The sequence below is a fragment of the Aquabacter spiritensis genome, from assembly GCF_004346185.1.
GTDB lineage: Bacteria > Pseudomonadota > Alphaproteobacteria > Rhizobiales > Xanthobacteraceae > Aquabacter > Aquabacter spiritensis.
In genome coordinates, this window is record NZ_SMAI01000011.1 from 191,267 (window position 1) to 202,899 (window position 11,633).

General features: G+C 65.7%; 14 protein-coding genes and 2 pseudogenes. 4 read left to right on the forward strand and 12 right to left on the reverse strand.

All coding sequences use genetic code 11. The annotated features are described in order from the left end of the window. Positions 1-8: 8 nt before the first annotated feature. From EDC64_RS17020 to EDC64_RS17035, 4 genes are all read right to left on the reverse strand, one after another. A complete protein-coding gene (locus EDC64_RS17020; RefSeq protein WP_132033541.1) occupies positions 9-278 on the reverse strand; it encodes a VirB3 family type IV secretion system protein in 270 nt (89 codons plus the stop codon). Continuing rightward, on the reverse strand, positions 278-610 hold the full coding sequence (locus tag EDC64_RS17025) for a TrbC/VirB2 family type IV secretion system protein (RefSeq protein ID WP_132033543.1): 333 nt from the start codon (positions 608-610) through the stop codon (positions 278-280). The genes EDC64_RS17020 and EDC64_RS17025 overlap by 1 nt, the downstream gene beginning before the upstream one ends. Continuing rightward, entirely contained in the window at positions 607-1,578 is a 972-nt protein-coding gene (gene trbB / locus EDC64_RS17030; RefSeq protein WP_132033545.1) for a P-type conjugative transfer ATPase TrbB, read from the reverse strand. The genes EDC64_RS17025 and trbB overlap by 4 nt, the downstream gene beginning before the upstream one ends. A 176-nt stretch (positions 1,579-1,754) precedes the next feature. After that, positions 1,755-2,654 (reverse strand): HNH endonuclease, encoded by a 900-nt coding sequence (locus EDC64_RS17035; protein WP_132033547.1) that lies wholly within the window; start codon positions 2,652-2,654, stop codon positions 1,755-1,757. A 195-nt stretch (positions 2,655-2,849) separates the two neighbouring features. Between EDC64_RS17035 and EDC64_RS17040 the strand changes: the two are divergent. After that, a pseudogene (locus tag EDC64_RS17040) lies at positions 2,850-3,203 on the forward strand (DUF4172 domain-containing protein); the annotation flags it as partial. A 28-nt stretch (positions 3,204-3,231) separates the two neighbouring features. On the opposite strand, the pseudogene EDC64_RS23855 reads toward EDC64_RS17040, so the two are convergent. From EDC64_RS23855 to EDC64_RS17070, 6 genes and pseudogenes are all read right to left on the reverse strand, one after another. Beyond that, positions 3,232-3,537: pseudogene (locus tag EDC64_RS23855) on the reverse strand (rhodanese-like domain-containing protein); the annotation flags it as partial. A gap of 110 nt (positions 3,538-3,647) precedes the next feature. After that, positions 3,648-4,373, reverse strand: coding sequence for a nickel/cobalt transporter (locus EDC64_RS17050; protein WP_132033549.1), 726 nt, complete (start codon positions 4,371-4,373; stop codon positions 3,648-3,650). Between the two features lie 2 nt (positions 4,374-4,375). Then, entirely contained in the window at positions 4,376-4,813 is a 438-nt protein-coding gene (locus EDC64_RS17055; RefSeq protein ID WP_132033551.1) for a YqaA family protein, read from the reverse strand. 25 nt (positions 4,814-4,838) lie between these two features. Further along, on the reverse strand, positions 4,839-6,158 hold the full coding sequence (locus EDC64_RS17060) for an MFS transporter (RefSeq protein WP_132033553.1): 1,320 nt from the start codon (positions 6,156-6,158) through the stop codon (positions 4,839-4,841). Between the two features lie 3 nt (positions 6,159-6,161). Then, positions 6,162-6,467, reverse strand: a complete 306-nt coding sequence (locus tag EDC64_RS24115; protein ID WP_420808965.1) for a sulfite exporter TauE/SafE family protein — start codon at positions 6,465-6,467, stop codon at positions 6,162-6,164. Positions 6,468-6,474: 7 nt separating this feature from the next. Beyond that, positions 6,475-6,756 carry a metal-sensing transcriptional repressor gene (locus EDC64_RS17070; RefSeq protein WP_132033555.1) on the reverse strand — a complete coding sequence of 94 codons (282 nt, stop codon included), beginning with the start codon at positions 6,754-6,756 and terminating at the stop codon, positions 6,475-6,477. An 89-nt stretch (positions 6,757-6,845) separates the two neighbouring features. Between EDC64_RS17070 and EDC64_RS17075 the strand changes: the two genes are divergently transcribed. Genes EDC64_RS17075 through EDC64_RS17085 form a run of 3 tightly spaced genes read left to right on the forward strand, consistent with a single transcriptional unit; the run spans position 6,846 to position 8,714 of the window. Further along, positions 6,846-7,271, forward strand: a complete 426-nt coding sequence (locus EDC64_RS17075; protein ID WP_132033557.1) for a hypothetical protein — start codon at positions 6,846-6,848, stop codon at positions 7,269-7,271. 49 nt (positions 7,272-7,320) lie between these two features. Beyond that, a complete protein-coding gene (locus tag EDC64_RS17080) occupies positions 7,321-8,055 on the forward strand; it encodes a HupE/UreJ family protein (RefSeq protein WP_132033559.1) in 735 nt (244 codons plus the stop codon). 26 nt (positions 8,056-8,081) lie between these two features. Beyond that, the gene (locus EDC64_RS17085; protein ID WP_132033562.1) at positions 8,082-8,714 is read left to right on the forward strand and encodes a transmembrane anchor protein; all 633 of its coding nucleotides are present in this window, start codon (positions 8,082-8,084) and stop codon (positions 8,712-8,714) included. A gap of 460 nt (positions 8,715-9,174) precedes the next feature. Here the strand turns inward: EDC64_RS17085 and EDC64_RS17090 are convergent, their stop codons facing one another. Together EDC64_RS17090 and EDC64_RS17095 are read right to left on the reverse strand one after the other, a co-directional pair. Continuing rightward, a complete protein-coding gene (locus EDC64_RS17090; RefSeq protein ID WP_132033564.1) occupies positions 9,175-10,395 on the reverse strand; it encodes an IS91 family transposase in 1,221 nt (406 codons plus the stop codon). A 13-nt stretch (positions 10,396-10,408) separates the two neighbouring features. Next, positions 10,409-11,290: a tyrosine-type recombinase/integrase gene (locus tag EDC64_RS17095; RefSeq protein WP_132033566.1), complete on the reverse strand. Its 882-nt coding sequence runs from the start codon at positions 11,288-11,290 to the stop codon at positions 10,409-10,411. Between the last annotated feature and the right edge of the window lie 343 nt (positions 11,291-11,633).

Consider the following 11,633-nt stretch of genomic DNA (forward strand, 5'->3'; position numbering starts at 1 on the left):
CACCTCGCTCAGACTGAGAGGTGCACGGGGATGCGCAGATGGCGGCGCACCACCTCGACGAAAAGCGGGTCGCGCTTCGCTGCCCACACCGCCGCGATATGGCCGATCACCCCGATGGCGAGGCCGACCAGCCACAGCCGCAGGCCGAGACCCACGGCCCCGGCAAGCGTGCCATTGACGATGGCGATGGCGCGCGGCGCGCCGCCGAGCAGGATCGGCTCGGTCAGCGCCCGGTGGACCGGCACGCTGAAGCCGGGAACCTCAACCGTCTCGGCCATCAGACGAGCGCTCCGCCGCCGAAGGAAAAGAACGACAGGAAGAAGCTCGAGGCGGCGAAGGCGATCGATAGGCCGAACACGATCTGGATCAGCCGGCGGAAGCCACCCGACGTGTCGCCGAAGGCCAGCGCCAGGCCGGTCGAGATGATGACGATGACGGCGATGATCTTGGCGACGGGGCCCTCGATCGACTGGAGGATGGATTGCAGCGGCGCTTCCCACGGCATGGACGAGCCGGAGGCATGAGCGCTGGCCGTGGCCATGAGGCTGATGCAGGTGACAGACGCGGCCAGCCGGGCCGCGCTGCCAGCGCGATGGAGCGATCGGATCATGAGGGATCTCCGGTGAAAGCAGGGGTGATGCGGTAGTCGCCATCGGGGCCGAGGCCCTCGACACGGGCGAGTTCGGTGAGCCGGCGCGCCGCGCCGCGGCCGGAGAGCACGGCCACGAGATTGATGGTCTCGGCGATCAGCGCGCGCGGGACGGTGACGACGGCTTCCTGGATGAGTTGCTCCATACGGCGCAGCGCGCCGATGGCACTGCCGGCATGGATGGTGCCGATGCCGCCGGGATGGCCGGTGCCCCATGCTTTCAAGAGGTCGAGCGCCTCAGCCCCGCGCACCTCGCCGATGGGGATGCGGTCGGGACGCAGCCGAAGCGCCGAACGCACAAGGTCGGACAGCGAAGCGGCTCCATCCTTGGTGCGCAGGGCAACGAGGTTCGGCGCCGCGCATTGCAACTCGCGCGTATCCTCGATGAGAACGACGCGATCGGAGGTTTTTGCGACCTCGGCAAGCAGCGCGTTGGTCAGCGTCGTCTTGCCTGTCGAGGTGCCGCCGGCCACCAATATGTTGGCGCGGGATGCAACGCCCCGGCGCAGCGCGCCGGCCTGTCCGGCGGACATGATCCCGGCCCGGACATAGTCCTCGAGCGTGAACACCGCGACGGCGGGCTTGCGGATGGCGAAAGTCGGGGCCGCCACGACCGGCGGCAACAATCCCTCGAAACGCTCTCCCGTCTCGGGTAGTTCGGCCGAAACGCGCGGGGCGCCAGCGTGAACCTCCGCGCCGACATGGTGCGCGACGAGCCGCACGATGCGCTCGCCGTCAGCGGGCAAGAGCCGCTGACCCGTGTCGGACAGCCCTTCCGAAAGCCGGTCGATCCACAGCCGCCCATCCGGGTTCAGCATCACCTCGACGACGGACGGGTCTTCCAGGTGCCGGGCGATCGCCGGACCCAGCGCCGTGCGCAGCATCCGCGCGCCGCGGGCAAAATTCTGATGTTGATGTGCTGCCGCCATGCGACCCCCGACGTGCCGGGGTCATGACGATCTCATCCCGGGTGGGGATGATTAAAAGAGCCCGTTATTAGGCCGGTTCAACAGGATTCCATCCGCGTCGCAGCGTGGCGTGCAATGACAGGCGAACGGCGGAACTGCTGTTCAGTGAAGCGGAAGCTTCATAGGAAGCCTCCGCTTCACGGCTTGAAGCAATGCTCCCTGTGCCAGCGCAGGAAATGGGGATGGGGGCGCTCGATCAACCTGCGTGGCGCGATGGCGCGGCCGTCTTTATTGATGAAAGCGCGCACACCATCGAGATCGTTGCTCTGCCGGGAGATCAGGATATCCAGATCATCCGAGAGGCTGATCAGCCCACGATCGAACATCCAGTGCGCCGTGCCCGACAGCGCCAGCCCATTGCTGACAATGTCGGGGCCATTTGCCTCTACCGGCCGAATATGCGCGGCCGCCACCTCGGCGCGTCCGCCTCCATTGATCAGCTTGAGCCCGCTGATGGCACAGCGCTCGTCATAGGCCCGCAGCACGACGCGCCGAAAAATGCGGTCGCGGACGATACGAGAGGAAAAAGCCTCGACGCGCTCGCGGGGCTGCTCGAACGCGAATGGCGCCTGTTCTTCTTCAAAGCCTGAGAGGGACGCACCCCCGTCGACGCGGGGCAGCAGCGGCTCGCTATCATTCAGCCCGAGAGTGACGATCCGGTTGAAATCGTCCGGCGCCAGCGGACGCACGGCGGCTTGTGCACGCCCCGAAATGCGCCCGTCCGCGTTCAGCACGCCGCGTTCGACCACGCCATCCGCATCGGTGAACGGCACCGGGCTGGCAAAATCGAGATAGCTGCCCGGTTCGATGAGAGCGAGATACATACCCGGAGCGGTGGGATCGGGAACGACGCGCTGGACCCTGGCGATCGCGAAATAGCCGCGGGTCTCCGCCACTTTCCGGGGTTCGTAATAAACGATCCAGTCGCCGACGCAGGCCTCGACGCGTCCCAGATATGGGTGCGGGAACTGATACCGCTCAGCCGGGCTGTCGTCATAGATCGAGTCCGAGCGGTGAATGAAGACGCCGAATCCCATGTGCCATCCCTGATCCCCATTCGATCGTAGCGCACAATGGGTATCGTTCGGCAGCAGGTGGACCTTTCACCCCTTGGTCGCGCGCATCACGTTATCGACCCGGCATCACGCTCTCAGTTCTCCTTCGCGCTGCCGTGAGCGATATCAATCACGCATCCGATATTATGTGAGCTATAGCGGGAGACCCTATCGCTCATGGTGTGGAACTGGACGCAGCACGGCTGGCCGCATTTTGCCTTTGATCCGGTCGCCCTCGAACCGCTGGAGCGGCGGTTCCTCCTGCTCACCGGCGAGGTGATCGGCGCGGTCCGGCATGTGAGCGACGGCGAGCGCGACCTGCTGCGGATCGAACTCCTCAGCGACGAGGCCGTCAAGACCAGCGCGATTGAAGGAGAGACGCTGGATCGCCTCAGCGTGCAATCCTCCCTGCGCCGTCAGCTCGGCCTCGACACCGACAATCGCAACGTGAAGCCGAAGGAGCGGGGCATCGCGGAGATGATGGTGGATCTCTACCGGAGCTGGGCCGATCCCCTCGACGCCGATACACTGTGACGAGCAGTCCTCCAGCGGCACGCCACGCCTCGAAGCCGCCTTCGAGCGTTTCGGCCCGGACGCCCGATTGGCGGAGCCATGCCGCCGTGCCCTGCGCCAGCTTGCCACCCTTCTGGCAAACCACAACCACCTCACGGCCGGCGAACTGCGAGGCCCAGGCCGGCACAGCCTGCGCCTCGTACCGGCTTGACGCCGGTAGCCGACGCGGGTCCACGTCGATGTCGTTTTTCATACGCACGTCGATAATCGCAGGCGCGCCCGGAAGACCGATGAGACGGGAGAGCTGGGAAACGGTGATTTCAGTGTTTGACGGCATGAGCGTCCATCCCATTTGTCAGGGAACATGGACGCGATCTTTGGGCTGCCGCCTCACGGGGCAATCGCGAATAACCCCTTATCCCGCTTCTAGCTGAACTCGTCCGTCGCCCGCAAGCCGCGCGATCAGCGCAGCCACACTTCTCTTAAGGCAACCGCCAGCAACACGAGCCCGGCGGCGGCCTCGATGAACCGCGCCGAGCGATCCAGGAGCCTCGCCTGATGCGCCAGCAGCCGCATCAGCTGATCGCGGAAGAGGATCGTCGCGACGGCGACCGTGGACAGGGTCAGCGCGACGCCAAGCATCATGGTGAAGGCGAAAGCGATACCCGCCTCCGGCACGCCACGGGAGATGGCAAAGGTCATCACGAAAAGCGTCAGTGGACAGGGGATGAGGCCGGCCATGACGCCGACCATCAGGCCCTCGCCGTGCGCGTGGACATGCCCTCGCGGGCGCAAGGCCCGCCACACCATCCACAGGCCGATAATGCCGAGAAGCGCGCGGCTGACATCCTCAAGAACAGGCGCGCGGCCGACACTGCCCAGGGACGCGGAGATCAGTGGGAGCGCCAGAAGGGCGATCAGCACCGACATCAGCACATGGGTAAACGAGAGCGCCAGAGAGACGCCCAACCCGCGCAGCATGCCGAGCCGGGAGCCCGCCAGATAGGTCGCAAGGATCGTCTTGCTATGTCCCGGGGTCAGCGCATGCGCCGCACCGAACAGGATTCCCATCGGCAGATAGACGATGAACGCGCCCCAGCCGCCCTCCCCCGCAACATCCCGGATCTGTGCCGCGAAGGCCTGATAGATTTCCTGCTGGAACGCGACAATGTGCTGCCAGAAGGCCATGATCAGCCCAGCCCCAGCGTGACGGCGGCAAGAACCAGGTAGCGCCCGACCTTGGCCAGGGTCACGAGGATCAGGAAAATCGGCAGCGGCTCGCGCAGCACGCCGGCGATGACGGTCAGCGGATCGCCGATAACAGGCGCCCAGCTGAGAAGCAGGGACCATTTGCCGTAGCGACGATACCAGCTCTCCGCACGTGCCAGAGCGGCGGGCTTTACCGGAAACCACTTCCGGTGCCGAAACCGGTGAATGCCGCGCCCAAGCAGCCAGTTGATGACCGACCCCAGCACATTGCCGAGGCTCGCCACCCCCACGAGCGCCCAGGGAGGATAGTCGGTCGTCAGCAGCAACCCGACCAGAACGGCTTCGGATTGCATCGGCAGGATGGTGGCCGCGACCAGTGCGCTGAAGAACAGGCCGGCATAGGCCGCGAGCTCGGTCATGGTCGGCCACGGCCGGCGGGGAGCATCATGGGCGCGGCCATTCCGTGTGGTGGCGGTCGATGACAAACACATGGCTGTGGCGATGGCCGCCGGCAACGGGAACAGCGCCGGCCAGATGGGGATCATCCTCCGCCAGCGTGCCGTGGACATGCTCCAGCTCATCGGGATCTCTCGCCGGCCAAAGCCGCAGCGCGGCGAGAACGGCGAACCCGGCCAGAAGTGCAAGCACGGCGGACGTGCCCGGCAGGCCGATGCTAGCGCCCAGCCAGCCGGCAAGGGGATAGGTGATCAGCCAGCAGGCATGCGACAGCGCGAACTGGGCCGCGAAGAGAGAGGGGCGGTCCTCAGGCCGCGAGGAGCGGCGCAGCAGACGGCCCGAGGGCGTCTGCACCAGCGAATATCCAAGCCCCAGCAGAAACCAGAGCGGCAGCACGAATGCGTAGCTGTGCAGGGCGGATCCGACCAGAAGTCCCGCGACCAAGATCCCGGCGCCGGCGAGCATGGCGGTGCGGTCAGGAACCGTCTCCAGCAGCCGCGGCAATACGAGGGCCGCCACCATCGAGCCCCCGCCAAAGGCGGCGAGCGCCAGTGCGGCGGCGCTCTGATCGAGGCCGAGCACCGCCTGAACCAGAACCACGGTGTTGACGATGACCATGGCGCTGGCCGCCGCGACGGCAAGGTTCAGCGCCAGCAGGCCGCGCAAGCGCGGCGTTGCGAGATAGATGCGGATGCCGCGCGTGGTCCGGTCGTAAATGCCCCGCTTCTCTCCCGCCTGCGGGCTCGGCAGGACCACCGAGACCACGAGCGCGGCCGAGGCGAGGAAGCCGACGACGGTGCCGGCGAACAGGCTGTGAAAGCTGATCAGCGTCAGCAGGGCGGCCGCCAGCATCGGGCTGACCAGGCTTTCGAGGTCATAGGCGAGCCGGGATAGCGAGAGCGCACGGGTATAGTCACGCTCATCCGGCAGGACATCGGGGATGGTCGCCTGGAAGGTCGGCGTGAATCCGGCGGACGCCGACTGGAGCACGAAGATCAGCACATAGACCTGCCAGATCTCGCTCACAAACGGCAGCAGGAGCGCGACGGCGGCACGAACCAGATCCAGCGAAACCAGCATGGTCCGTCGCGGCAGTCGCTCGGCAAAGGCGGCGGCAACCGGCGCGACGCCGACATAGGCGATCATCTTGATCGCGAGTGCCGTGCCCAGCACCGCCCCCGCATTTGCCCCCGCCAAGTCATACGCGAGAAGGCCGAGGGCCACAGTCGCCAGCCCGGTCCCGATCAGGGCAATGACCTGGGCGAGGAACAGGTGCCGGTATGTCCGGTTCGCAAGGACAGCGAGCATGTCTCACACCGCCTGCGCGCTGGCGAGCACGGCGATGCCGCTCCGGCGGCGCCCGCCGACATCAAGGCCCACCGCGATCAGCCGTGCATAGAAGAAGCCGAGCGCGCGCCGTATGTGAGACACTATGGCCGGCGGGCCGAGAGGGACCACATGGGCCGAAACTCCAGGCAGCGCTACTATGAAGGCGGCCGTCACCGTCTTGGAATGGCCCGGTTCCAGCCCGTGCAGCGCGCCGAGCAGGATGGCCCTCGCGATGAACAGCCAGGAGCTTCCTGCCCTCTGTTGAAGCAACTCGGCAAAGGGCGTCATGCGGTCCTCATAGATATTTGATGATGTCCTTGAAACCGTCGATCGAACGGCGCTGGTCGCGCGGCAGCGATGCGACGACCTCATCGAGGCAATGGTCGAGATGATCCTGGATCAGGGTCTTCTTCGCCTGTGTGATCGCCTTTTCGACCGCGTGGAGCTGCTGGGCGATGTCCAGGCAATTGCGGCCGGTCTCGAGCATCTCGATCACGCTGCGCAAATGACCGTCGGCGCGCTTCAGCCGCTTGACGATTTCCGGATGTGTCTCATGGATGTGCGGATGATCGTTCATTAATTTATCCTATCCCCCCAGATGGGATGTGTCGATCCCCCCTAGGGGGATGAATGAGGTTGCGTATCAGGCCGGATGACCTAGGGTTAATGAACGATTCAGATTTTCGGCGATACCTATTCGTGATGACGCCACGTGCCCGCACCGTCCTGCTTTGCAGCTTCCTCGCGCTTGTCATGGCGCTGGGGGCGGTGGTGTCGACCGTGCGAACCACGCTGTCCCATAACCCTGTAGTTCTTCTCGCAATCGAGGCCGAGCGACACGCGGCCCTCGCCCAGGAAATCGCCGACCACGGCCATTCCCATGACGAGGGCTGGCAGGATGAGCAGGCGCCCGGCCATTCCCATGGCCACGACCCCGCTGACCACTCTCACGACGTTCCCAGCGTTGTTGCGGCGCTCGTCCAGATGACGCCGCCGGTATGGCGGGTCTGGAGCGCCACGGTCCGGAACTTGCCTGCGGTCACGAAGACCTATCCCTTCGATAAGCCTCCGAAGCACGTCGTCACAGCGTGATCGCGGCCGCACACGCGGCCACCCTCATCGACGACATTTCGGAGTTTCCATGCATTCCACCTCTCGCGAGAGCCGGCTCGGCGTGCGCGCGTCGCTGACGCGGCTCGTCCATAGCCAAGGCCTTGCACTTCTTCTGCTGCCGCTGACCGCGGCAGCAGCCTTTGCCCATGCGGTGGCCGAAGGCGACAAGGGCTACATCCAGGAAATAACGGGCGTACACCTGCTGCCCTTCGTCTATCTCGGCGCCAAGCACATGGTGACCGGCTATGATCACATCCTGTTCCTGCTGGGCGTGATCTTCTTCCTCTACAAGCTCAAGCACATCGGCATCTATGTCAGCCTGTTCGCCATCGGGCATTCGACGACGATGCTGCTGGGCGTTTATTTTAACATCGGCATCAACAGTTACATCATTGATGCTATCATCGGCTTCTCGGTGGTCTACAAGGCGCTCGACAATCTCGGCGCCTTTCAGCGCTGGTTCGGCGTGCAGCCGGATTCCAAGGCGGCGACGCTGATCTTCGGCTTCCTGCACGGCTTCGGCCTGTCGACCAAGATCATCGAATATGACATCTCGCCGGACGGACTGGTGCCAAACCTCCTCGCCTTCAATGTCGGGGTGGAGATCGGCCAGCTTCTCGCCCTCGCCGCCATCCTCATCGTCATGAGCTACTGGCGCCGCACCGACAGCTTCTTCCGCCACGCCTACACGGCCAACGTCATGATGATGACCGCCGGCTTCGTGCTGATCGGCTATCAGATCACCGGCTGGTTCGTCGCGTGACCCTCCCGATTCAAGGACATACTGACATGTACAATTCGGACATCCCTTCGCGCGCCGAACTGCCGACATCCCGCCAGCTTCTGCGTTCCACCTTCATCGCCATCGTCGCCGCATTGGCGATCCTCGTCACCATCGTGCTGCCCGCCGAGTACAATATCGACCCGACAGGCGTCGGCCGGGTGCTCGGCCTCGCCCAGATGGGCGAGATCAAGGTGCAACTCGCCGAAGAAGCCGAGCGCGACCGGCAGATGGACCAGAACACCACCGTGCCTGCCCCCGGTTCCAGCCTGCTCGGCCGGATCTTTGCGGCTCTCGTCGTTTCCCCGGCCTCGGCCCAAACGACATCGCGGCAGGATGTGACAACCCTCACGCTCACGCCCGGCCAGGGCGCCGAGATCAAGCTGGTGATGAAGGCCGGTGCCAAGGCCGACTACAGCTGGACAGTCGCGGGCGGCGTGGTGAACTTCGATACCCATGGCGACGGCGGCGGCAAGTCCATCAGCTATGAGAAGGGCCGCGCGGTGCCAGGCGATGACGGCGTGCTTGAAGCGGCCTTCGACGGCAATCACGGCTGGTTCTGGCGTAACCGCGGCAGCGCCGACGTGACCCTCACCTTGAAGACGAGCGGCGCTTACGCCGAGATCAAGCGGACCGATTGATGATCTAGTCGCGCCCGCGCCACGGAGGTCGTCGCGCCTCCGTGGCGCAAATGCTGTCTTCACCGAAGCGTCTGCTGTCGATGCGTCCGCAAATGTCGGCTTTTGTGAAGGGTTTCGGATGCCGGCCCGATCACGATGGTGGGGCTGATCGCGCGGGCCGGCGTCGGAAAGCCTCCAGGGGAGGAAACCGCGGTCCGACGTGGGCGACGGTCGAGGTCGTCGCGGTGCTATGGGGATTTTGGGTCTGGGCTGGGGGCTGTGTGGTCTTGCTGGTGACGGTTGCCAGAACACCTGACAGTCCGGAACAGTGCCGTGGGGCTGCCAGCGCCCGTTGATGAGTGCGCGGCCGGGTTCCATGACGAGACTGAGCGCGGGATGGTCGGCGCGAGGACGAAGCTATCCTTTGCGCCTGCGACGCGGCCTGCCGGATGCAGTTGGAGTTCGAGAGAGGTGGCGCCGCTCATGAGGTGTCGATCCTGATGGAGGCACTGGCGGGCCAGGTCTTCGGCGCCGAGCCCCGGGCGAAGGTCTCGATGATGGTCATGATGCCGGCGCAGCACGGGCAGCGCAGCGTGGCCTCTGGCCGCTTCTCCTCGGCAGGCGGGGCTTCCTCCGGCGAGGCGCGCACCTGCTGGTCTACGAGAAGGGCGCGGATCTTCTCGATATTGGCGGCCCGCACCGCGCTCGCAAACAGGCCGTAGTGCCGGATGCGGTGGAAGCCGTCGGGCAGGACATGGAGCAGGAAGCGGCGGATGAACTCGTCCGCCGGCAGGGTCATGGTCTTGATCCAGTCGTTGCCCGAGGTCTTGGCCCGGGCGCGATAATCCTTCCAGCGGAAGGTGACGCCGCGCGCATTCATGGAGAGGAGCCGGCTGTTGGAGATCGCCACGCGGTGGGTGTAGCGCGAGAGATAGGCGAGCACCGCCGCGGGTCCCGCGAACGGGCGCTTGGCGTAGACCACCCATTCGGCCCTGCGCAGGGGTGCCAGCATCGCCTCGAAGGCAGGCGTATCCACCAGGGGGGCGAGATCACCGAAGAAGGCGAGCCGGCCGGCGGCATGCAGGGCGCGCAGCCCGTCGAGGAAGAGCCGCCGGAACAGGCGCGACAGCACCCGCACCGGCAGGAAGAACCGGACCCGGCCGGCGATCCAGCGGGAGCCGTCGGCAGACAGTCCCCCGCCGGGCACCACGGCATGGATATGGGGATGGTGGGTGAGCGCCGAGCCCCAGGTGTGAAGCACGGCGGTGATGCCGATGCGGGCGCCGAGATGCCGGGGGTCGGCGGCGATGGTGGTGAGCGTCTCGGCCGAAGCCCTGAACAGCAGGTCGTAGACCGCCGCCTTGTTCTGGTAGGCGATGGTGCCGATCGCGGCCGGCAGGGTGAAGACCAGATGATAATAGGGCACCGGCAGCAGCTCGGCCTGGCGGGCGGCGAGCCAGTCCCGCGCCATTGCTCCCTGGCACTTGGGGCAGTGCCGGTTGCGACAGGAGTTGTAGGCGACCTCCACATGAGCGCAGTCGGCGCAGCGCGACACGTGCCCGCCGAGCACCACCGTGCGGCAGGACCTGATCGCCGACATGACCTTCATCTGGCCGCGACTGAGACGTCCGGCGTGCGCCCTCTCATAGGCATCGCCATGGGCGTTCAGGATATCCGCGACCTCCAGCGCAGGCCGCGCCATGGACCGGTACGGACTACAGAGGTGGTGGCGTCAGCAGGGAGAGCGGGCTCTCCACCTCGCGTAGGGTCTTCAGCGCGACGCGGGTATAGACGGCCGTGGTGTCGAGCTTCCTGTGGCCGAGCAATACCTGGATGACGCGGATATCGGTCTTGCGCTCGAGCAGGTGGGTGGCGAAGCTGTGCCGCAGGGTGTGCATGGAGACGCGCTTGTCGAGCCGGGCGGCGGAGGCTGCCGTCCTGCAGGCCCGGTCGAGCTGGCGGGTGGTGATGGGCTGGCCGGGATCGCGGCCGGGGAACAGCCAACCCTGCGGCCGGCGCTCCTTCCACCAGCGGCGCAGCAGGTCGAGCAGATCAGGCGCGAGCATCACGTAGCGGTCCTTGCGGCCTTTGCCCTGCTCGACGCGGATCAGCATCCGCGCGCTGTCGATATCGGCGACCTTGAGGTGGGCCACCTCCGACACCCGCAGGCCGCAGCCATAGGCGATGCTGAGAGCGGCGCGGTACTTGAGGTTCGGCGCATGGGCGAGCAGCAGCGCCACCTCCTCGGTGCTCAGCACCACCGGCAGGCGTTCGGGCGTCGGGATGCGGGCCATGCGATCACCGAAGCCGGCCCGCCCCAGCGTGATGTGGAAGAAGAAGCGCAAGGCCGTGCAGGCAAGGTTCATGCGGGCATAGCTGGCACTGAAGCTCGCCAGATGAAGCTGGTAGCGCCGCAGATCCTCGGGCTCCGCCTGGTCCGGCGCCCGGCCGAGGAAGGCGGCGAACGCGGCGACCTGGCGGACATAATCGCGCTGGGTGTGCTCGCCGAACCGGCGGATGGTCATATCCTCGATCATCCGCTGCCGCAGCGGGCTGATGGCTGGCCGTGTGGTGGTGGGATGCTCGGAAGTGTCCATGGGGCTCTCCTCTGGTGAGAAACCCCGTGATGCTCCGCCCGCCTATGCCAGGCGCCCCATCGAAAACATACGCACACCCGTTATGCAGGGCAGTTACCGCGGCAGCGGTTTAGTCCGATGGCGCAAAAGGCCCGACGTGTCCCACTTCGCTAATGTCGCTTTTGGGCCGCGACCGTTCCCGAATCAGTGACCGCAATGGCGGCGCAAAGCGGACGTCTCTGAAAGGGCCGTTGAGGGGTCGCTTTGGATCGATTCCGTTGAAAAAGTCGGCGTTGCTGTTGGGCCGAAGTCCTGATTCAGTTGTCCTTGCGGATGGAGGGACGAGGCGATGATGGGCGAGCGG